This window comes from Chloroflexota bacterium (genome assembly GCA_026710945.1).
In the GTDB taxonomy this organism is placed as follows: domain Bacteria; phylum Chloroflexota; class UBA11872; order VXOZ01; family VXOZ01; genus VXOZ01.
This window is the reverse complement of record JAPOQA010000028.1, coordinates 126,226-149,091: the sequence shown is the minus strand read 5'-3', so window position 1 is coordinate 149,091 and position 22,866 is coordinate 126,226. Positions and strand designations below refer to the sequence as shown.

13 protein-coding genes and 1 tRNA gene are annotated in these 22,866 nt (G+C 60.0%); 5 read left to right on the top strand and 9 right to left on the bottom strand.

Features of this window, described 5'->3' with window-relative positions; translation table 11 throughout:
• The first annotated feature begins 967 nt into the window (after nucleotides 1–967).
• Both OXE05_06025 and OXE05_06020 read left to right on the top strand, forming a co-directional pair.
• Nucleotides 968–1,834: a Gfo/Idh/MocA family oxidoreductase gene (locus OXE05_06025; GenBank protein ID MCY4436876.1), complete on the top strand. Its 867-nt coding sequence runs from the start codon at nucleotides 968–970 to the stop codon at nucleotides 1,832–1,834.
• 522 nt (nucleotides 1,835–2,356) lie between these two features.
• Nucleotides 2,357–3,535, top strand: a complete 1,179-nt coding sequence (locus OXE05_06020; GenBank protein ID MCY4436875.1) for a glucarate dehydratase — start codon at nucleotides 2,357–2,359, stop codon at nucleotides 3,533–3,535.
• Between the two features lie 39 nt (nucleotides 3,536–3,574).
• Here the strand turns inward: OXE05_06020 and OXE05_06015 are convergent, their stop codons facing one another.
• Nucleotides 3,575–4,381, bottom strand: a complete 807-nt coding sequence (locus OXE05_06015) for a hypothetical protein (GenBank protein ID MCY4436874.1) — start codon at nucleotides 4,379–4,381, stop codon at nucleotides 3,575–3,577.
• A 366-nt stretch (nucleotides 4,382–4,747) separates the two neighbouring features.
• On the opposite strand from OXE05_06015, the gene OXE05_06010 reads away from it, so the two are divergent.
• Both OXE05_06010 and OXE05_06005 read left to right on the top strand, forming a co-directional pair.
• A complete protein-coding gene (locus tag OXE05_06010) occupies nucleotides 4,748–5,773 on the top strand; it encodes a Gfo/Idh/MocA family oxidoreductase (protein ID MCY4436873.1) in 1,026 nt (341 codons plus the stop codon).
• A gap of 761 nt (nucleotides 5,774–6,534) precedes the next feature.
• The gene (locus tag OXE05_06005; protein MCY4436872.1) at nucleotides 6,535–7,764 is read left to right on the top strand and encodes an MFS transporter; all 1,230 of its coding nucleotides are present in this window, start codon (nucleotides 6,535–6,537) and stop codon (nucleotides 7,762–7,764) included.
• Between the two features lie 830 nt (nucleotides 7,765–8,594).
• Here OXE05_06005 and OXE05_06000 read toward each other — a convergent pair.
• Complete coding sequence (locus OXE05_06000) at nucleotides 8,595–10,196, bottom strand: trypsin-like peptidase domain-containing protein (protein ID MCY4436871.1); 1,602 nt, start codon at nucleotides 10,194–10,196, stop codon at nucleotides 8,595–8,597.
• Complete coding sequence (locus OXE05_05995) at nucleotides 10,186–11,682, bottom strand: HAMP domain-containing sensor histidine kinase (GenBank protein MCY4436870.1); 1,497 nt, start codon at nucleotides 11,680–11,682, stop codon at nucleotides 10,186–10,188. Before OXE05_05995 ends, OXE05_06000 begins: the two co-directional genes overlap by 11 nt.
• Before the next feature lie 662 nt (nucleotides 11,683–12,344).
• Here OXE05_05995 and OXE05_05990 point away from each other — a divergent pair.
• A complete protein-coding gene (locus OXE05_05990) occupies nucleotides 12,345–14,285 on the top strand; it encodes an ATP-dependent DNA helicase (GenBank protein MCY4436869.1) in 1,941 nt (646 codons plus the stop codon).
• A 315-nt stretch (nucleotides 14,286–14,600) separates the two neighbouring features.
• Here OXE05_05990 and OXE05_05985 read toward each other — a convergent pair whose 3' ends face one another.
• The 6 genes from OXE05_05985 to cydC all read right to left on the bottom strand — a co-directional run bounded on the left by OXE05_05985 (nucleotide 14,601) and on the right by cydC (nucleotide 21,998).
• Nucleotides 14,601–15,971 carry a peptidylprolyl isomerase gene (locus OXE05_05985; GenBank protein MCY4436868.1) on the bottom strand — a complete coding sequence of 457 codons (1,371 nt, stop codon included), beginning with the start codon at nucleotides 15,969–15,971 and terminating at the stop codon, nucleotides 14,601–14,603.
• A 284-nt stretch (nucleotides 15,972–16,255) separates the two neighbouring features.
• Nucleotides 16,256–16,645 (bottom strand): 30S ribosomal protein S18, encoded by a 390-nt coding sequence (gene rpsR / locus OXE05_05980; protein MCY4436867.1) that lies wholly within the window; start codon nucleotides 16,643–16,645, stop codon nucleotides 16,256–16,258.
• Nucleotides 16,646–16,703: 58 nt separating this feature from the next.
• Nucleotides 16,704–17,126, bottom strand: a complete 423-nt coding sequence (locus tag OXE05_05975) for a single-stranded DNA-binding protein (GenBank protein MCY4436866.1) — start codon at nucleotides 17,124–17,126, stop codon at nucleotides 16,704–16,706.
• 2 nt (nucleotides 17,127–17,128) lie between these two features.
• Entirely contained in the window at nucleotides 17,129–17,488 is a 360-nt protein-coding gene (rpsF, locus tag OXE05_05970) for a 30S ribosomal protein S6 (GenBank protein MCY4436865.1), read from the bottom strand.
• Nucleotides 17,489–17,588: 100 nt separating this feature from the next.
• Nucleotides 17,589–17,676, bottom strand: a tRNA-Leu gene (locus OXE05_05965).
• A gap of 632 nt (nucleotides 17,677–18,308) precedes the next feature.
• Entirely contained in the window at nucleotides 18,309–21,998 is a 3,690-nt protein-coding gene (gene cydC, locus OXE05_05960) for a thiol reductant ABC exporter subunit CydC (GenBank protein MCY4436864.1), read from the bottom strand.
• Nucleotides 21,999–22,866 lie beyond the last annotated feature (868 nt).

Below are 22,866 nucleotides of genomic sequence, written 5' to 3'. Positions count from 1 at the left end.
CGATGACGGTTCAGTGGCATGCATTCCAGGGCGGTAGCTACACCCACGATGTCCGATACTGGGTCACGGCCTGCTACAACGCAGTGTGCTCAGAAAACGACGGCTATAGGAACGCTGCTTTTGTGCCATTCTCTTACCAGTTGCAGGATCACTCCTATCAGGTGAGCAGGAGAACGCGAGAAAGTGAATACCAACCTGTAGCGTCGAATCTCAACCGTCCCCCGTATGTTGACGAAGGTTTGCACCCAAGTACCATCTACTTCTATAGGGTACATGTCTGCAACGACAACGGTTGCTCGCCTGTATCTGATGAATCGGGAGGGCTTACGGAGTCAGATGGGCCAGTCGAATCGCCGCTCAGAACCACTGGCGTCAAGGGGGAGAAGGTCCGCATTCCACTACACCATGACTTTGCAAGAGTGAATTGGGATACGGTGAAAGGGGCAACCTACTACGAAGTATACCAAGGCACTGTTAGTGATCCCAACTCGTTTCGCTTCGACTCGGAAGTTAGCGCTCCTCAGGTCAGTTACATGGATCGAACTCCAAATGTAGTCTATGGTGCCTTTCGAGCTACCGCCTACAAGATCAGGGCATGCAACAAAGCCGGCTGCTCTCCATTCTCGGAATCCATTGCAGTTCGCTAGAGAAGATAGCAATGAACGCTGAGAGATCACGCACCTCGACACCCATTCCCGCATGTGGCTCTTGCAGAGCACCAAGATGGTGTAGCTTGGCTATTCGTTGTAGTTCATACGACTTGCCAGGCGATTCCTTGATCCTGAAACTGAGCGAAGGCGGCGGCAGACCCTAGCCCTGATGTGCCAGATGTTGGCTTGCCGAAGGCGGGCAACTTAAGCGGCTCGCCGCATTGAAAGCTCCCCACAGACGGACACAGTACAGTATCATAGGCCCATCCATAGGTAGCATCTCGGAATCAGACTAAACGTGTGAAAGGAAGCACTCCATGCTCAATCTCGCCATTATCGGACTTAGCCCGCAGCATCCCCGTTCATTCTCAGAGCTGATCAACAAGGAGAATCCAAATGGAGTAGGGCTGAACGGTGTGGCGCGTATCTCCATGCTCTGGGATCGCGACCGTGCGGCAGCCGAAGAATTCGTGGCCGAACATGATCTGGAGACTGTGCTCGACGAGCCGACAGCAGCGATCGGGAAGGCCGATGGCGTGCTCGTGCTGGAAGACCCGGGCGATACCCATCTGGAATTGGCGCGGCCCTATCTTGAGGCCGGCGTGCCGACGTTCGTGGATAAGCCCTTTGCGCTTGGCATCGATCACGCCAAGGAGATGGTGCGGCTGGCGCAGGCCCACAACACACCGCTCATGTCGTCGTCGGCGCTCCGTTTCGCACGGGAAGTCATTGACTTCAAGGCCAATGAGAAGGAACTGGTAGGCGAGGCGCGGGTCGCCGTGGCCACCGGCCCGAACGAGCTCGTCTACTACGGCATCCACGCGGCGGAACTCTTCTACACGGTGATGGGGCCCGGCATCGCGTGGGTGCGCAACGAGTACACGGATGAATTCGACCTCGTCCACGTGCGTTACACGGACGGCCGTGCCGTCACTATGCAGATCATTCGCTCCGCCCGTTACGGGTTCCTGCTCAACGTCTACGGCACCGAGGGCAGCGCGGAAATCGCCGTGCGCGACGCCAACTTCTTCTACGCCGAACAGATGCGCAATGTGGTGCGCATGATACAGACCCGGGAGAACCCTATCCCCCACGAGGAGATGCTGGAGATTATTGCAATGCTCGTGGCGGCGAAGCAATCCGGCGAGACCGGCGAGCGGGTAGATTTGTCGTCAGTGCTTTAGTGCGATCGCAGTGCCTTGCTCGATACGGAGTTTGCATAGCAAGCGAAGAGGCGGGGGACAAGCCCCCGCGCTACGAAGATGGGAGTGGGGAAGCGACCGTCATTCCCGCATGCGCGGGAATCCATCTTCTCTTCACACGCTCCGCGCAGTGATATGCTAGCGGGGGACAAGCCCCCGCGCTACGAAGATGGGAGTGGAGAGGCGACCGTCATTCCCGCGCATGCGGGAGCTCATCTTCTCTTCACACACTCCGCGCAGTGATACGCTAGCGGGGGACAAGCCCCCGCGCTACGGTATCCTATCGAAAGCTGCCGTCTTGTGGCGGCTTTGAGTTGACGGTTGGAGTAAGCGGTAGCATAGGTTTGTAACCTGTGCTCAATTCGGTGGATTAGCGGGATTACCCCACGTCACATGAATATCGCGCAGGTTGCAAACCCACGCTACCGGCGCCACAGCCTATCGATGTGGATGCTTCGAACCATCGACGCAAGAGCATGAAGTCTGCAAAAGGAGTAATAACCCATGCGCATCGTTGACGTAGATGTAATTCCCATCGCCATTAGCGATCCCCCGTTACGTAATTCGTGGGGCGTGCACGAGCCCGTGGCGCTGCGCGTGATCGTGCGTCTCACCACGGACGACGGCTGCGTGGGCTGGGGCGAGACCTATGGCGGCGATGAGATGGTAAGGAAGCTGCAGAGCGCCGCATCCATTGTGCAAGACCAGGACCCGGCACAGTTTAACCGGACGCGCATCCTCATCAACAATCCGCCGGTCTTTGCCGCGTACGAGACCGCCATGCTCGACCTGCTGGGCAAGGAAACCGGGCGGCCCGTCTGCGATGTGCTCGGCGGCAAGGTGCGCGACACCGTTCCCTATTCGGCGTATCTCTTCTACAAATACGAGGGCGACGACGAGTGGGGCGAGGCCATGAGTCCGGAGCAGCTCGTGGAGCAGGCGGAGACGTTTGTAGAACGCTACGGCTTCCAGACGCTCAAGCTCAAGGGCGGTGTGCTGCCGCCCGAAGTGGAAGCCGAGACCATGCACCAACTCCGCACCCGTTTCCCAAACCATGAACTGCGCATCGACCCGAACGCCATCTGGTCGGTGGAGACGAGCATCCGCTTTGCCGGCTGGGTGGAGGAATTGGACCTGGAATACTTGGAGGACCCGGCGCCGGACTTGGCGGGCATGGCAGCCGTGGCGCAGGCCACGCCTATTCCTCTGTCGACGAATATGGTCGTGACGGCTTTTTCGCACATCGCCCCGTCCGTTGAGATGGACGCCGTGCAGGTGGTGCTGGGCGATCACCACCACTGGGGCGGCATGCTGGCATCGTTGCAACTGGCCAAGATCTGCGAGACGTTCCGGCTCGGTGTCTCCCAGCACAGCAACAACCACACCGGCATCTCGCTGGCGGCCATGACGCACTGGGCGGCCGCGGCGCCGAATCTCATCTACGCGTCGGACACGCACTACCCGTGGAATGAGGACGACGACATCGTGGCCGGCGGGCCGCTGCAATTCGTGGACGGGGCGTTTCCCGTGCCGGAGGACCCGGGGCTGGGTGTGGAAGTGGATGAAGACCGCCTGCAGGAGGCCCACGAGCGCTACCTTGAAAACGCGGCAGCGGCCAGAGACGACGTTTCCGCTATGCAGGAACGCGATCCGAGCTGGCTGCCCATGCGGCCGCGCTGGTGAATTATTCGGACCTCTGGATGCTAGGAAGTAAGGCTTTCGTCAAAAGATAGTCATGGTTACTTTTGCCACTCCTGCCAAGAGGTCTTCGATCTGATCCGCTGTTGGCTCCTTTTTTCTGTCGTGGGCACACAGATGTCGTAGGTCGGCCAAGTGTTGAATGAAGCGCCATTCATGGGTGTCGACAACGTTGGCGTCTTTCAGATCATCGTTCATGTTGGAGATTTTGGCATTCTTGCGAACCTTGATGCTGTGATTGTCACAGACCTCCTTAAGATGCTTCTCCAGAACTACTCCGGCAACTGCTCCCGCCGCCCTGTGGAACTGAGTCTTGGCGAGTTCCCTGGCTGCATCGAGCTCAGAGTCGAAGAGATCAGCTTGAGCGAGTTGACGAACCTTGAACAGAGAACTTCGGAAGCTCTCTTGTATCGACTTTACGATGCTAATCTGCTGGTTGAAGCTCGGGATTGCAGCATCTGGCCCCACAATTTTACTAAGCGTTACCCCCGCTCCAACAGTGATATTGAGTCCCTGGAGGTAGTCCTCGATTGTGTAGTTCTCATGTGTTATGTCCCTACGCGATTTTGGCTTTTCGTAGTACCGGGTGAAATCAGAGAGCCTATCTGGTAAGAGTTGCCGGACTAAGGCCTTTGCCTCGGAGTACCAGGGCTGATACTCCTCTTTGAACGACGGAAGTGAGTCGATGAATCCTTTCGTTTGATCTCCCAATGACGCTTCGGCAGTACTCGTAAACTCATCGGGATAGCACTCGTACTGAATTGCGTTCTGCAACTGTCCACCTTTTGCGATCAGAGCATCAAGATCTTTTTTGTAGCGTTCTCCGTTCAATTCTCCGATACCTCCTGGGTAATTTGGCTTTCTCGTCGATCTACTCTGAGTGAGCGAGACTTGCTAGCATCTCACTTGAAATCAGTGCGCTGGATTATGATACTGTTCAATTATCTAATGTACCACCATCCACAGTTGACATTGTCTTCTATTGGCGTGCGCATCGAGATGATCTTTCCTAATTCATTGCGATTTAGATTCTGGAACTGCCTTGTTGGTGCACTTGGTCGTTGACAGCTTTCGAACTTTCATTCAGTCTAATGGCAAGAGTGACGTCATTGAGGGGTAGGTGAGCACCACGCCCAGAAAGTCATTTGGTGCTGAGATTTCGAGCGAACCTGCCCCCTATTGAGGAGTACACAAGACATGGCCAACGACAGATTGCGCGTCTGCATAGTCGGCACCGGCGCGCGGGGAAATGCCCACGCCACAGCCTGGGCGGCGTCCGGAGAGGCGGAAGTGGCGGCAGTCGTGGACGTGCTGGAAGACCGCGCTCAGGAGTTGGCGGCAGCATTTGAAGCGCCACTCGTCTTCACCGACTATCGGGAAGCGGTACAGCGCGATGACATCGATGTGGTCTCTATTTGTACACCGGCTTTCTACCACGAAGAGGTGACGATCTTCGCCGCCGAGCACGGCAAGCACATGCTGAGCGAAAAGCCGATCGCCATGCGGCTGGACCAGGCCGACCGGATGATCGCGACTTTGAACGCAACAGGCGTCGTGTTCGTCATAAACTTTCAAAGCCGCTTCGGCGACGCGCCCGCAGCCGTGCGACAGGCGATGCGAGATCGTGCCCTGGGCAGCCCGGTCATGTTCCGCATGCACTCGGCCACTCACATTCGCCCCAAGCTGGCTATGCACGACATGGACCGCGGCAACGGCGGCCCGCTCAACGACTTCATGACCCACTACTTTGACTACTGGCGCTGGCTCACGGGCACGAATCCGGTGCGGGTGAGCGCCCACGGCTTCACGCTTGCCAAAGACCGGCCGGAAATCGCCCACTTCGCAAACAAGGCGCCGGATACGGCCACGGTTGCGTTGGAATACGGCAGCGGCGACCTGGCCGCGTTCAGCATCTCGTGGGGCTTGCCGCCGGGCGTGCAACCGCAGGGACGGATTGACGACATTCTCGGCCCCCAGGGCGCGTTGACGCCGAGCCGTCCCCGGGATGGCTTCAAGATCCTGCGGGAGGGCGGAGCGAGCGAAGAATTCGGTCCCTACGGCGGTGACAGCCAGTTGCTCCTAACGCAGCACGCGATACGGGCGATCCGGGGCGAAGAGCCGGTGCAGGCCAGCGCCGAGGATGCGCGCATCGCTCTGGCCGTTACCTGGGCGATCTATGAATCGCTGCAGCAAAACGGCGATCCTGTGGAAATAGCCCTATAGGATGGTCTTGCCGCCACACACAGACCGTCGCGCAGAGCGTTTCGGTAACCGTTGTGCACGCCCCATGCCCGGAGGCCGGGGGACACGCGCTTGTGTCGGATACCGGAACGGGATAGGCACCGTATTGATCCGGTAGCGCAGGTTTGTAACCTGCGGATGCCACAGGCGGGAGAGAATCCCCCGGGCTACTAGGCACCGTAGAATTCCGGAATACCCGGTAGCGCAGGCCCTTCGACAGGCTCAGGACAGGTTTGCAACTTGCGGTCGGCGGAGGCGGGGGACAAGCCCCCGCGCTACGAGAGAGCATGTCACACGGGCGGGGGACAAGCCCCCGCGCTACTAGACACCATAAAATTCCGGAGTTCCCGGTAGCGCAGGCCCTTCGACAGAGCCTGTGCTGAGCCTGCCGAAGTGCTCAGGACAGGTTTGAAACCTGCGGACGGCGGAGGCGGGGGACAAGCCCCAAGGCTACTAGGCACCGTAAGATACCGGAGTTCCCGGTAGCGCAAGTTTGCAACCTGCGGATGGCGGAGGCGGGGGACAAGCCCCCGCGCTACGAGAGAGTATGTCACACGGGCGAGGGACAAGCCCCCGCGCTACATGCGAGCGGCGTGTAGACACGCGGGGAAGGTTCGGCGTGTACCGTGCCGCCCCGCGCTACATGCGAGCGGCGTGTAGCTTTGGCCCGTGTACACGGTTTCGGCTTCACATAACCCAACAATCACATGTTTGCACATCCAACTCACGAATGACACAGGCGCATGGCCGCAACTGACAACCCCGCTCAACGCTCACCTCTTTCGGAACACCGGTACCTCAAGCCGCTCATTCTCTTCCTGGCGATCTTCTTCCTCAACGCCACACTGGGCACGCCCGGACGCTCGCTTTTTCCCGTGTACGTCGAGAAAGTGCTCGGCGGATCGCCGATCCTGACCTCCACGCTCTTCTCGCTCCAAAACCTCGTGCGCATCGCCATTCTCTTCATTGGCGGCATGTTGGCGGACCGCGTTGGAGCGAAGTATCTCTTGCTGCTGGGAATGACGGCGGTGAGCATTGGCGGGCTCATGTTCATGGTGTCCGACACCCGTCTGCTCGTCTTCTTGGCAATCCTGTACGGCGCGCTTTTTACGTTGCGCACCACGTCTTCACGCGCCTATCTTGCCCTGGTAGCGCCGCTGGGGAGTATGGGCTTGATGGGGGCGCTCTACTTTGCCGGGCCGACAATTGGCAGCGCGCTGGGCAACGCGGCGGCAGGCCCAATTGCCGATCAGTTTAGCTTTCGCACGTTGGGCATCGGGATGCTGGTGGGGAATCTGCTGCTCGTGTTCTTCGGCGTGTTTTTCCTACCGCAAATCCGGTTGGAACAGGTGCAAACGCTGTCCGCCTGGGAGATGTTGCGCTCCTACCAGGTGTTGTGGCGGCGACCGCTCATATTGCGTCTCATTGGGATTCGGTTTCTGCCGACGTGGTGGCTTGGCACGAGTTCGGTGCTGCTTCCACTGCTCATTTTCCGCCTGACAGACTCGGTGACGGCGGTTGCCCTATATGCCACCGTCAGCGCGTTGGTTACGGGGTCCACCGGTCTTGTGGTTGGCTGGCTCTCCGATCGCATTGGCAGAGCTATTCCGGTAATAGCGAGCAGTCTCACGCTCGCCCTCGGCCCGTTTGGCTGCGCCCTGTTCGTGGACAATGCCCTGTTGCTCGCCGTATCGGCAATTTTCACGAGCCTGGGGGGTCAGTGGCTTGCCTCGCTGATGCCGTCGCTCGTGCGCGTATCGGGTGAGGGACAAGAGCAAGGGCGACTTACCGCCATCACCGAGGCGGCATGGACGTTCGGGAACCTCGGCGGCACCATGGCCGCGGGTATTCTCATCGGCCTATCTGCGCCGCTGCCCTTTGCGCTTGCCGGTGCGTTGAATTTCGGTACGGTGTTGCTGGCCTTGCAGGCGGCGCGCATCCTGCGGGACACAGATATTCTGCGGGCGCGCTAGCGTTGAAATTGCATGCTGCTTGACCGCTGAACGGCGGGCCCCGCTGCATATCCTCTCCCCCACCATTGCGTCCAAATCGGTGGCTTCTTTGTGCTTAAGTGGTTGACAAGTGGGCGCTTTAACTCAACAATGAGACTAAGAGGTGTTTCGTTCGTTGCATTGCTGCCGGTTGGCAGCCGTAGGTGGGAGGTCGAGTACACGGTGACAAGTTGGTGAGCAGGCACTCCTGCTCGATCTGCGTAGTGCCTGCGGCTCAAGCGACGTGTGCGCAATTCCCCGCCTCACAAGGAGGTAGCGATCATGGTAAACGCGCAAACGACGATGCGGCAAGGCTGGCTGGCGCGGGCGGTCTTATCCGGCTTTGTAGCCACTGTACTCATGATACTTGCTGCCGTAGTCGCGTACGGCATTGCCTTCGCGCTGGCGAGCATTGAGCCTTCCGCACAGGCTGGCGCCCAAACATACTCGGCCTGGTTCAAGGGCTTGACCGATAACATCTTGATTGAGTACACAACCGATGTGTTTTATGCCGCCATCGCGGTCCATCTGGCCATCGGCTTGGGTTTCGCCCTCATCTACGCGTACTTTGTCGAGCCGCGCATTCCCGGCCCGGACGTGGGCCGCGGACTGGCTTTTGCCTTCTTCCCGTGGGTGCTCTCGCTGGTGGTATTCCTGCCGTTGGTAGGCGTTGGCTTTCTGGGACTCGGCCTCAACGCGGGATTCCTGCCCATTCTCGGCAATTTGATTCTGCATATCGTCTACGGCGCTTCGCTCGGCTTGGTGTACGGCTCATTCGGCGATACCGTCGACGCGGAGAATCCCGACTACGATCAAGCTACCGTCACTGATACCGCAGCTATGGGCTCGTCAGAGCGCATGGCGGCGCGCGGCATTGTGGTCGGCATCGCCGGTGGCGCCGTGATCGGACTCGTAGCAGCAGCCATCGCCGGTATCAGCGGCTCGGCGGAGATGATGAATCTGCCGCTTGCGGCGTTCGTAGTGATCTCCGCGGTGATGGGCGGCACCGTAGGGGCGTTGATCGGCTCGCTGGTGGGTTTGGAGCAATCGACTGCCTGAGTGAGGGGCCGCACTTCTTTGTTCGGCCACTCCTCTAGCGTAATCTCCAAGAGTTCATTGTATTTGCGTTCGCGATAGACTCGTATTTCGACGACGTCGCCGGGCTTCTTGTGGGCGTCGACGTATCTGCTTAACTCATTGAGGTTGCGGACCGGTAGGTCATCGATACTGACAATAATGTCACCGTTTGCGCCGGTCTCAAACGTTTTGGTTTCATCACTTTCGATATTGAGTGTGGAACCCGGTAGGATGCTGTAGACGATGACGCCGAAATCTACGGGCAGACTGCAGTGCGCGGCGAGTTGCGGCGTAATGCTGGCGCCGTAGATGGCGAGCCAGGCGTGCTGCGGCGTTATGCCGGCGCGTAGATCAGGCAAGATAGCCTTAATGCGGTCAATGGGCAGCGCCAACGCGATACCGGCAAAGTTGGGAGATTGGATTGCCGTATTGATGCCTATGACCGCGCCCTGCCGGAGTTCAATCAGCGGCCCGCCGGAACTCCCGCGGTTGATTGCGGCGTCGGACTGGATCATGCCCGTAATGGTGCGACCGGCAAAGGCGTAGGGGCGGTTCAAGCCGCCCACAATCCCCGTAGTGAGGCTATTTTGATAGGCGAAGTATTGGCTGCCGATGGCAATGACTTGGTCCCCCACTTCCACGGCAGCGGAGGAGCCAAGGGGAGCGACGACGAGCTTACCCAGCAGCCCATCATTGGCTTTGAGCAAGGCGACGTCGGAACCCGGGTCGGTGCCTACGATCCTTGCCGTGCCTTGCGTCACTTCATCACTGAGCGTGATCTGAATACTCCTGGCATCTTTTATCACATGATAATTCGTGAGAATGTACCCGGCCTCATCGATCACGAAGCCTGATCCGGCCTCGCTATATGGCTGACCGATGCCGACGTTCCCTGACGCCGTTGAAATCCGCACGACGCTCCCCGTGAGGCGGTCAAACACCTCTTTTGCTCGGTTCTCGATCACCTCTACGACAACAGCCGTCGGCGCGGGCGGTGGTGTGGGCGCAATAGTGGGCACTGGAGTAGGCACGGGGCTCGGCTGGGCAGTAGGTTCGGCGGTGGGAGCGACAGTTGGTACGGCAGTGGGCGCAACGGTAGGCAAAGGAACGATCGGTTGGCGTTCTCCCGGCGCGACGGCGGTACGTGAGCTTGACGAGGCGCCGACGCCGGTCTCAACGGCGCTGGAACCATCCATGAGACGCAAGACACCGATCACCGTAAGCGTGGTACCGGCAGCCACGACGAGGAGCAAGGCGGCAATTGCGCCGGGGACCATGAGCCGACTCCGCCACGACCGTTTGCGGTCCTGCAGCGGGTCATAGGGCCTATACCCCACCGCTCCGCTCCTGCGGCAAGCGCGCGGTAAAGGTGCTGCCCGCTCCCGGCACACTCTCGACCTCCAGCGTACCGCCGTGCTGCACGATCACGTCGTGGGCGAACGGCAGTCCCAGGCCATGGCCGGGACTGGAATCGGCAGCGCGATAGAAACGGGTAAAGACGTGCGGCAATTCATCCGGCGCGATGCCGGCGCCGGTGTCGGCAATCGTAATCGTCGCGTCCGGCCCGGCGCAATGGAGCTCAACCGTTACTGTGCCGCCGGTGGGCGTACTGAAGCATGCGTTATCCACCAGCGCGGCCAGCGCGTTATGCAGGCTCCGGGCGTCGCCGCGCAAGCGAGGCGTGCAGGCCAGGTTGCGCGCGACCTTCAAGGAGTCCTTATGCTGTTCACGCCGCTCCTCGCAGATGGCAAAGAGCAGCGGCGCCAGGGCGACTTCTTCACTCTCTAGGTCCAACCCTTCCTGTGCTCCCACGTAGAGGGGGAGATGGTGCACCCAGCGCTCGAGCGCTTCTGTCTGCGCTTCCAGCCAGCCGACAACGTCGTCGTATGCTGAGATCCAACCGCGCGGGTCGGTCTGCAAGAAGCTCCGCACGGAATTCTCCTGCGCATCGGGTAGTTCCAGCGCGTTTGGATCGCGCGGTCGCAACTCCGTGCGCAGAAAGTCATTTAGGCCGCGTTGCTGCACGATGAGCCGCGCCAGTTGCTTCTGTACGTAGCCCGTACATTGGGTGCGAAACACCGACGCCTCGCCCGCGGATGCTTCGGCGAGCGCAACACGATCAAGTAAATTGTTGAGGCTCTGCACCAGCCAGTTTGGTTCTTGGAGATGTCCCCGCGACACGAGACGCTCGTTATCTTCGCCAAACGCCCGAATGCGCGCCGTGGCGCTCGCTACGTCCTCGATCGGTTTGGCGGAAATGTGCGCCAGCAGCAGGCCCACACCTACCGCGAGCAGCAGGCTGACGCCGGCGCCGGCGATGAGAACCAGACGAAGATGCGCCAGTGTCTGTTCAACCGGCGCCAGCGGACGGGATATTTGCAGGATTCCGTGCGCCTGAGCGGGCAATACAAGTGGTAATGAATAGATGCGGAACCGCGAGTCCGCGTACTCCACCGTTTCGTAGGCAAGAGACTGCGGCCATGCGCCGCTGGCGCTATAGACGCTCCCGTCAAGCGGCTGGGTAAGGTTACCGACCGAGCGGGCGAGCACACGGCCGTCCTGCGCAACGATGCGAAAGGCCGCGCCGGAAGGCGCTACCGCTTCAAAAGGTGTGGTGGAGACCGGTAGCGTACTGCCGACGAGCGGGGAATCGGCAGACGTGAGAAAGTAGTCGCTCAACTGCTGACCCTCCGCAGCCAAGCCCCGGTCAAGCTGCGAGTGCAGACTGAACGCGAGCACGACGTACGCTGCGAGACTCAGCAATATAAGGGCGACAGCAAGTATCGTCGTCGACACTACGGCAATGTACAGCCGCGTGGACATAACGCGCCTTCCTCAATTACTTTTCCTGATGCGCCGACGTGCGCCGCTAGGATTAAAGCTACCACAGTGCCAAGTAACAGGTAAGTAGCTGTGCGTGATTCTTCTGCGGCTCCACACCCTATGGGAGACCTTGCGAATCGCCGATGGGGACACCAAGTGAGGTGGGAAGGGTGGAGATTTCCCCTTACCCCGACCCTCTCCCTGGGAGCTTGTCTCAAAAGTGCATTGCTCATTGTAGACTTGCCCTTCGACAGGCTCAGGGCGAACGGAAGAGGCAAATTCCGTTCGTGTTGAGTGGGCTTCGCGAAGCCCTTGTAGAAGCACGACTTTGTTTATCTAGTCGACTCATGACACAGCCTCCCCAGGGAGAGGAAGTTTGTCTCTCGACTCCAATGGGGGTCATGCATCGGACTTCCAGTCCGATGCATGACCCTCTCCACTACGGGGGTCTTCGAAGGAATGGGAGAGATTTCACCTTTCGGACCCGATAGAGCTGCGGACTCCTGCGGAGGAGACTATGCCAACCGGAGTCCGAAAAGGCAGGCATGCTAGAATGTGAAAAATCACACGTACCCGTTCTTGAACCCCGCGCTGAGATTATCGCCTCTATGTCTTCCGCTGAAACCCCTCACGCCTCATCTCTCCGCCTGGATAGCAGGACGATGGACGCTATCTACGGTCCGGACGGTCTGCTCGTCGAGGCCGGATGGGAACACCGCGCCGGGCAGCAGGCGATGGCGTCCGCCATCAGTGCGGCGCTGGCGGATCGCCGTCATTTGGTGGTAGAAGCCGGCACCGGTGTGGGGAAGAGCCTCGCGTACCTCATACCGGCAGTCTTGGCCCGGCGCGCGGACCCGGACTGCGGCCCCATCGTCATTTCTACCGCAACCAAGGTGCTGCAAGACCAGCTCTTCTTCAAGGATGTGCCGGCTGTACAACAGCTCCTCGCCCCGTTTGGTATTACGTTCGACGCCATTGTTGCGAAGGGGCTGGGAAACTACGCCTGCAAGCTCAAGCTGGATGAAACGACGGGCAGCCTGCTACCGCCGGAGGGACTGGCGGGCATGATGGAGTGGCTGGGTGAGACGACCACCGGCGATGTAGACGAGCTCCGCTTCACGCTTTCCGCGGAGCTGCGCGAGCGCACCATTGCCACCGACACCGACTGCATTCGACGGAGCTGCCGCTTTTACAGAGACCGGTCATGCTGGTATTTTGCGATGCGCGAGCAGTTGAAGGAGGCGGACGTTGTCATCTGCAACCACGCGCTGCTCTGTCTCAGCACGCTGGCTGAGATTCTGCCCCAGCACGCCTTTCTTGTCATTGACGAGGCGCATCAGTTGGAGAACTTTGCCTATGCGGCGTTCACGGATACCCTGACGCCGCGCAGCATCTCCCGTCTCATCCCCGATGAGTCCGGTCTGGAGGGCCTGCGTGACGCGCTCCAGCGGGGAGTGGCAACGACGTGGGAGCAGTTTACGGCCTTGCTGCTGCAAAAGGGGCGGGGTGAATGGGGCAGCCGTCAAGTTGCGGTGCCGGAAACCCAGGAGTTTACCGCCGGACCGGTCACGAACGCGCTGAATCGCTACTACCAATTCCTCAAAGAGCGTCTGCCGCAGATGCCGAGCGAGGAGGAAGAAGCGAAGGTACAGAAGCGCATCGATCAGGTGGAATCGGTTGTCAACCGGATAGAACGCTTCTGTGCACCAACGCTGCAAGGGGAGCTGCGCTATGTGGAGGAGGGACGTAACAGCATCCAACTGCATCGCACGCCCATCGATGTATCGGAGCACCTTTCACGCGTCGTGCAGCGGACGCAAGCTACGGTGTACACGTCGGCGACGCTGGCCGTGGGCGGCAGCATGAAGTTCTTCGCATCGCGCGTAGGAGCCGGCGCTTCGCCCGCAGACGCAGGCGGGAGTGACTACCGTGAAGCCGTGTGCGAAAGCCCGTTTATCTTTGAAGAACAGGCGCTCATCTGGGCGCCGCGACCGCGCGAACTCTCCGAACCTCCCTCACGCTGGGAAGGAGATGCCGCGCGCGCCTACCTGGCGGCGTTGGTGGACCGCTTGGAGCGCTTGGTGGTTGCCTCCCAGGGACGCGCCTTTCTGCTCTTCACGAGCTACCGGGCGCTGGAGCACTGTTATCAGGAAATCTCGCGGCGCGTGGGTGACGACTTGCTGTGTTTGCGCCAGGGCGAGATGCCGCGGCGGGAACTGCTGCGGGTTTTTCAGGAAGACGGTAACGCGATACTCTGCGCCACCAAGTCCTTCTGGCAAGGCGTGGACGTGCCGGGCGAGGCGCTCTCGGTGGTCGCCATCGACCGGCTGCCGTTCTCAGCGCCGTCGCCGCTCTCTCAGGCCCGGCTGGATGCTGTGACCCAGGCCGGGGGCAACTGGTTCCGAGACTTGATGCTGCCGGAAGCCATCATCGACCTCAAGCAGGGCTTTGGCCGTCTCATTCGGAGCCCGGCAGACAGCGGCGTGATGGTGCTGCTGGACGCGCGCATTCATACGAAATTCTACGGCAAGACGATTCTCAATTCGCTGCCTCCGGCGCGTCGGGCCGGAGAATTCGCGGACGTGGAACAGTTCTTCCGGTAGCCTGGGAGACGCCCCCAAGCCTGCGGTATACACCGTTCGCCCCGAGCACTTCGACAGGCTCAGCACAGGCTCTGTCGAAGGGTGAACGACGGAGGGGTAAGAATGGCAGCCTGTACCTATCCTCAATTCCGTTCGTACGTCGACAAGCTCAGCACGAACGGGGAGGCAATTCACACGAACGGGGCATACACCGTTCGCCCTGAGCGGCGTCGAAGGGTGAACGGCTGTAATACGGGTAAACGGTTTCGACTACTCTATCGTGCCGTTCATGCTTCGACAGGCTCAGCACGAACGGCATAGACGACCCGTAGGCTGCTACTGCAATTCAGGCAGCGGCGGCATGTGGCGTTGCGCCCACGTAGCAATCTCTTGCGTCAGGAAGCGTTCCACGCCGAGGGCAACTTTACGTTCGCCAAGAAGCTGGCTGAACGCGCGCAGTTGAAGTTGGGAAAGGGCGTTGGGCGCCAGTGGCACGTCGTCGGCTCTCTCCAATACCTCGATGATGTGAAATCCGAACGGAGACTGTATCGCTTCGCTACGCTGTCCCGGCTCTAGCTCGAAGGCCGCTTGCTCGAACGTAGGTGTCATAACGCCTCTCGGGAACCACCCCAAATCGCCGCCGGAGTCCTTCGTGCCGGGATCAAGCGACATCTCGGCCGCAAGCTCGGCAAAGTCCTCACCGGCCTCCAAGCGCTCTATGGCAAGGGCAGCATCTTCCTCATTCGTCACAAGAATGTGACGGGCGTAAACTTGTGCACTGCTCGTGGGCACGGCGGCAATGGCCTCCCGCTCCAAGCGTTGACGCCACCAGGCGTCTTGCACGCGCTCCTCAAAGACGTCACGCGACATGCCCGTACCGGCAAGATAGGCTTCCACACGGTCCTCGAGCGTAGGCACCGGCGTGGGAACCTCAGGTGTGGGTGTTACCGGCGCCGCCGTAGGCGACGGGGTTGGTGGCAGTGGCGTGGCGGTGGCTGTGGGCGTGCTCGCGAGCGCTGCCCGCAGCAACAGTTCGTCTGACTGCCGAATCTCATCTTCACCGGGGATCGGCGTTGGTTCAGGCAAAGGCGGTGGAATTAGTGCGAGAATGCGGCTGCGCAATTGCGCTCCGCCTAGCTCGTCGAGGTAGGCGGCGGTGGCTTCCTCGCGCTCAGTTTCCGTGTACGTATACCCGCGCTCAGCGGCTTCCAGGCGTATGATGATGGCCTCGATCATCTGTTCCAGAGTGAAGCTGGGCAGGTATTGCAAGCGTTGCTCTTGCTGAGACAAGAGCCTGGATGCCGCATTGCTAATCGCGGTGGGATCGGCTCCTTCTTCGCCCACGAGTTGCGGCAAAATCTGTTGCACCTGCCGTGTGAAGTAGACGTAATGCGCGAGTTCCGTGCCCAGTTCAGTGGAAAAGTCACTGGCGTTGATACTCGTAGCGCCGATGCGTGCCACTGTAGCCCGTGCTTGCAGGACATACTCGTTGAGGTATGCGTAAAGCAGAATTAAGGCGATAAGCGCGGCAACGAATCCGGCGCCGGCCATTATCGCCCGCCTCCTTAGGGTATCCTTCTCTCGCCGCGAGAGGTGGGCGCCCCAACCAAAGATTATCGGTTGCCCCTCTTCCGCCGGATGCTCTAGAGGACGGGCAATGATGCGCTGGGAGCGTCGATGCGCTGAACTGGACTTTCTTCGTGGCATAGAGAGACCTTCGCGTTGGATAACCTATTCGGGACTAAGCGGAGTGAACGAGATCGTGCGCCGTTTCAGTCTTGCGACGTCCGCCGCATAGAATCGGGCTTTAGCGTTTCACGCGGAACGACCGCGCCGCCGGGAACGAAGTCTACCTGAGACGCACAGCGGCGTGTCTCGGCCCGGCCAGTAAGGCGTACGTCGCAATCCTGACAAAGAAGGGCGCGACAGAACTCCGCATACTGCGGCGCGCGGCTCCGCACGTGCGCTTGGGCGTCGCTGGAGCGGACCCGTTACCGCGTGCGCGTGTGCTCCGGCGTGTACGGCAGCAGCGCTATCGTGCGTGCCCGCTTTATGGCAACAGAGAGCCGGCGCTGGTGTTTCTGGCACGTGCCGCTCTGGCGGTGCCCAATGATCTTTTCGCGATCATCCAGGTAGTTCCACAGGAGATCGACGTTCTTAAAGTCAATGACTTTGATGGCGTTGCCGCAGAAATAGCACGAGCGCCGGCGGCGTGGACCTCGTCCGCCCGGCCCTCGCCGGCGCGGCGGGCCGTATCGACCACCGCCACCGCCTCCGCCACCACCACCGAAACGACCGCCGCCACCTCCTCCGCCGCCGCCGCCACCACCGAACCGTCCCGGCGGCCTGCCTTGTGAATCTCGACTATCTCGATCAAGCATCAGTAATCCCCAATCCACAATCTATACTTTGAAATCGGATACGTAGCATTGAATTCCTTTAGAAGGGAAGATCATCCGGATTGATGGTCTCTTCCGCTTCTGCGGGTGCGCCGGCTTCTTCCATTGATTCGCCGGACATCCCCTGATCGCGCCGCGAGCCGAGCATCTGCATCTCGAATGCGGTAACGGCCAAGTTGGCGCGCTCCTGTCCGTCCTGGCCGGTGTAGGTATCTAGTCGCACGCGTCCCTCGATGTAGACCTGCCGGCCCTTCGCAAGGTAATTCGCGCAGGTCTCCGCAAGCTTATTCCAGGCGGTCACGCGAAACCAGTCGGTCTCTTCCTGTTGTTCACCGTCGCGACCGCTCCAACGGCGGCTAACCGCCAGTGAAAAGTTGCAAACCGGCGTACCGCTCGCCGTATATCTCAGTTCAGGATCGCGCCCGAGATGGCCGATGAGCATGACTTTATTCAGGCCGGCCATGACTACGCTTCCTCCCTTTCTGCTTCCGCTGCGGCTGCGGGTTCCGGCTCCCGGTCCGGCGTGAGCGGCGGGAGACCCTCCGCGCGCACGGTGAGATAACGGAGTACGGGTTCCGAGATTAGGAAGAGACTCTCAAGATCGCTCACAAGCGACGGGGAGTCGGCCTGGAAGTGCCAGAGTACGTAGTGGCCGTCGTTGAGGTGCTTGATCGGATACGCGAGACGCTTCCGCCCCCATGTCTGCTGCGCAATGATCTCACCGCCGTGATCGGTGATGGTGGAGACAATGCGACCGGTGAGCGTCGCGAGGGTGTCGGGGTCGATTTCCGGGTGGAAGATGACGACGAGTTCGTATGGGCGCATAGAGGTATTTCCTTCCTCTGGGTTTGCCTCCGGTCGAGTGCCTTGGCTGGATGAACTCCATCGCCAGCCTGCATCTGCCGGAAGCAGAAAGGTATTATTGTGGTGCCGAGGACCGGAGTCGAACCGGCACGAGCGTTAAAGCTCCTGGGAGTTTAAGTCCCATGCGTCTTCCATTTCGCCACCTCGGCTCGATAGACGCATTCTGCAACTAGTGCAGACGCATTCTGCAGTTCCTGCAGACGCCTTATCTACAGCGGGCGTTCGCGCCTCACTCCCAAGCAGGGACGCAGGTCCTTGACTACCTTTTCACATTATATGTTGCTCAGTAACCGCCCTGCAACCGGGGCCGTGCGGCGTGCTGCACCTCGATTACCGTTCCTGCAGGTGTCAGGGAGTCTTGCACAAGTGTCAGTCTTGTCATACGGAGCAATGCTTCAGGAGACTCGGCTTGCCGGTAGAGGGAGATCCACAGTTCAGTCATTCATAGCTATATGCCTGTCATTCCTGTAAATGTCAGGTTATTCGTTGACAGACTTGGTAGAAGAAACATGGGAGCAAGGCTCTGTGCTTGCCTGAATGCATGTCATTCCGAACGGAGCGCAGCGGAGTGAGGAATCTAGAGTGCTGAGACCGTGAAAGTGCGTTGAGCAGGGACTCTAGATTCCTCGCTCCGCTCGGAATGACAAGGCCTTGTAGCACTTTCTACGGGAAAGCGAATTCTGTCAACGAATTACTCAACACTTACAATTCCGAGCGCAGCGAGGAATGACAACAAGCGCTATTGAGCCCTTGCCGATAGCGCTAGCGAGGAGGCAGTGCGCTAGAGCTGCACCTGTACGCGCACGAGTTGGGCGTATGTGCCGTCCGAACCCACGAGTGCGTCGTGGGTGCCCTTTTGGGCAACGCGCCCGTCATCCAGCACGATGATGTTGTCCGCATCCCGCACGGTTGAGAGGCGGTGCGCGATCACGAGCGTGGTGCGGTCCCGCATGAGCTCGGCGATCGCCGCGCGCACTTCCCGCTCGTTTTCCGTATCCAGGTGGGACGTGGCTTCGTCCAGGATCAAGATAGGCGCTTGCTTAAGCAGGGCACGCGCAATCGCCAGCCGCTGGCGCTGCCCACCCGATATAGACGTCCCGCGTTCGCCGACAACTGAGTCATAGCCGCGCGGGAATGTCTGGATAAATTCGTCCGCGCTTGCCATCTTGGCCGCTTTCTCGATTTCTTCATCGGTGGCATCGGGCCGCGCGAGGCGCAGGTTCTCGCGAATACTCATATTGAAGAGGTAGATGTCCTGGGAGACGAGCGAGATGCGGTTGCGCAAGTCATCGAGGGTGAAGTCTCGCAGGTCGTGACCGCCGAACGTAATCCGTCCCTGTTGCGGGTCCCAGAAGCGCATGAGCAGGTGCGCCACGGTGGTCTTGCCTGCCCCGGAGGGACCTACCAAGGCGACGGTCTGGCCGGCTTCGATCGCGAACGACACCCCGCTCAATGCCTGGGGTTCACCCGGGCCGTAGTTGAATGAAACGTCCGCAAACTCCACAGCGGGCGCGGCAGCCGTAGCCGGTGTGACGGCGTGCCCGTCGTCTACCGGCATCGGCTCGTCCTGCACGGCAAAGACGCGCCGGCCGGAGCCGAAGGCGTTCGCGAGTTCCTTGACAATGCGGGCAATTTCGGCCACCGGCGTAAAGCAGGTCAGTGCGAGCATCGTTGCTACCGGCAGCGCCGCCGCTGTCAGCAGCCCTTCGTTGACGAGATACGCACCCAGCATAAGCACGACAAGCGCGCCGACCGCTTGGATGCCTTCGATAACGCCTTGCTGGAAACCCAGTTGTTTGCCGTAGCGCACCTGCAGTCCGGTGAGTGCCTCACTCTTGTCGTGGATTTCCTGCAAGCGGCGACCGTCTTGCGAAAAGACGACAACCTCGCGCAGCCCCTGCACGCTGTCCGCCATGTGCGCGTTCACCTCGCCAAGCTCGGTGCGCAAGCGATTGCCCAGCCGATCGGTATGCCGACCAATGTAGTGGGGGCTCAGTGCAACCAAAATGAGGAAGGGCACCAGCGACAGGGCGAGCAGCCACGACATATTGAGCAAGAAGACGAGCGCCACGAGCGGCACCATAATGGCTACCAGAATCGGTCCGGCGGCATGGGCAAAGAACGACTCGACGGTCTCGATATCCGAGGTGACGATGCTTGTGAGGTCCCCGCTGCGGCGGCTATACATATAGGCGGGCGCGAGGCGGTCGAGCGTGTCAAAGAGCTTGACGCGCATGTCGGCCAGGATGCGGTACGCCATGTCATGCGAAATCCAGGCCTCGATCCACGTAAAAAGCGCCACCGTGAAGGCCAGCGCGAGCACAATTGGAATGAGGTAACCTATGCCGCCCCCTGTAGCCACCTGGCCCGCGAGCATGGCACTGGCTACTCCGAGCGCAATGGTAGCTCCGGCCTTGACCAATCCGCTGCCCACGGTCACGGCGAACTCCAACCATTCCGGGCGAATAAGCCGCATCAGGCGGCTGCTCGTTTCCCAGGCGCCAAGCATCACCGGCTCGATGGGCTTCGCATGCTCGGCGCTGCGCAGAAAGTGGCCGTCGCTATTGGCTTGGTCGTCAGGCTCCGGCCTATCGCTGCCGTCCGCAGTGGCGACGGCTGCCGGGGTATCCCCATTCGTCACTGCCGTTGAGAACCCGGCAACGTCGCTCTCACTCTCATGGCCGGCCGGCAGCCGCGATTGTGCCGCCACGAGCCGTGCATAGACGCCGTCATAGGCCATTAGGTCTTTGTGGGAGCCGCGTTCGACGCACGCGCCTTGATCCAGCACGATGATCTGGTCGGCGCCGGCTACAGTGGAAAGACGATGGGCGATGACAATTGTCGTCCGATTCCGCATGAGTCGTTCCAACGCCTCTTGGATTGCCGCTTCATTGCCACTATCCACGTGGGAAGTGGCCTCATCCAGGATGAGAATGGGCGCGTCCTTGAGAATGGCCCGCGCAATTGCCAGGCGCTGCCGTTGGCCGCCGGAGAGTTTCTGTCCCCGTTCGCCAATGATCGTGTTGTACCCGTCGAGGAGTCTCGGGATGAACTCGTGGGCATTCGCCGCTTGCGCCGCTGCCAGCACCTCCGCGTCGGATGCTTCGGGACGGGCAAGCCGGATATTCTCCAGCACCGTGCCGTGGAAGAGATAGGTGTCTTGGGCGACGATTGACACCTGCTGCCGCAATGAGTGCAGCGGGATGTCCCGGATATCGTGACCGCCTAGGCGAATGCGGCCTTCCTGGGGATCGAAGAAGCGCAAGAGCAGGTTTGTCACTGTGGTCTTGCCGGCGCCGGACGGCCCAACGATGCCAAGAGTGGTGCCGGCCGGCACAGTAAAGGAGACGTCTTGCAGGGCCGGACGGTCGCCACGCTCGTATGTGAAAGCTACGCGCTCGAAGTCCACGCGAGGCTCAATTGGCCCATCATGCACTGCGGTTGTGGCGCTGCTGCCGTCTGTACGGTCACGGTCGGCGGCATCCGCGACTTCCGGCTCCTCATCGAGAAGCGATAGCATGCCAATGGCCGAAGAGGTGCCAAGCAGACCGGTGTGGTAAAGCTGGTTGAGTTCGCGCAAGGGACGGAAGATTTCGATTCCCAGGAAGAGCACGATCATGAGGGGCGTCAAGTCGAGCGTGCCTTGATCAACGCGAATTGCGCCCCAGGCAAGCACCGTCGCCGCGCCCAGACTCATGAAGAGCATGCTCACGCCGCCGGAGGCGATGTTGATGCCAAGTACCTTCATGGTCTGCGTCGAAAGCGCACGCGCGCGGTCGGCGAGCATGCGCCCCCACTCCGTGCTGCGGCCAAAGATTTTTAAGGTAGCGAGACCCTGAATGGCGTCGATGAAGTCCGCGCTCAACTCCCGGTTCGCTTGCCAGCGTCCGCGGCTGGCGCGATACGTGGCGCGGCGGAAGAACGTAGGCGCAAGGTAGGTAAGCACAGCAAAGAGCAGATATATAAGTGCTGATTGCCAGTCGAGGATCGTCATGAAGGTGAGAATGCCGACCGGCGCAATACCGGCTACGACAAGCTGCGGCAGGTAGCGACCGAAGAACGTCTCAAGTTGCTCTACGGAGTCTACGGCCTTTACCACTACCTCACCGGTGCGCTGCTTCTGCGTGAAGCCCGGACCGAGACGCAGCAAGTGGGTGTAGAGGGCAGTGCGGAGCTTGACTTTCATCTTGGCCGCCGTCTCGTGGGCGATGAATTGCTGCGCCATCGTGAAGACGATGCGCAGCATGGGCAATGCGAGCACCCCGAGCAGTATCAGGAGAATTTCCATGAACGGTTGCTGTTCGAAGACCATCGCCACAGCAGTGCCGGAGAGAGACAGCCGCGCCACACCGGTGGTAACGGCGCCTAAGCCGAAGAGAGCTGCCAAGGCAATCCGACTACGAGAGCCTTTGGTGAGGCTGGCGAGCCGCCAACTTGTGCTGAGGGAATCTGCTTTCTGCGCTGTCGCCATGCCCTGCCTCAATCAAGATTTCGCGTGTGCGTTTATATTGCGAAGAATTCCTAATAATGGATACACACTATACCACGATTTACAAATCCACACAAGGAAACAGCGTGGTGGATTCAGGCCTCTTTTGCGTTGCCTCACGGTCGTAGGAGGGGTGCCGGAAGCGTCTTCTTCCATAGAGTGGGGACCTCTGCAGAATCCGCGCCGGCAAGGCAGGAAGACCCCTCACCACCGTATCACGCACGGGGCAGGCTCTAACCCTCTCCCCAGGGAGAGGGGACTGTGCGATCCAGAGAGTGAGCTGTGTGATCCAGAGAGGGAACCCACACAAGAATCTCCCAAAAGGGACTTTACACGGCTTCTGCCAGGGGCGCTATGGATTACTCCCACTCTCCAGGGAGACGGAAGCATACGATCCAGAGAGGGGACTCGCACAAAAATCGCCCTGTGGGGGCTCTGCACAGTCTCCTCCATTGCTATAGATTGCTCCCTCTCCCTGGGGAGACTTTTGCACAACCCTACTTTCAAGCAGGGGCACTCCCTCTCCTGGGGGAGAGGGTTTGGGGTGAGGGGGTCTTTTTATGCAATGGCCCTTTACGCTGTGCAGTGTCAAGACGTATCAGGGCAGATTCGGTGTGCATGTGGATAGCTTTCAGGAGATTCACCCTCACCCCCGTATCACGTACGGGGCAGGCTCTAGCCCTCTCCCGTCGAGGGAGAGGGAACGCTCTCGTTTCCCCTTAGGTTTCGCAAAGGTCTCTTGGGGGAGACGCCTGGGCAGAGTGGATCGTGCTCAAGTCAAGCTTGGAAATCACCTCAGTTTTGACCGCGCTCGCTAAGCAACGTATCATCAAACGAGTGCAAGCGTAGG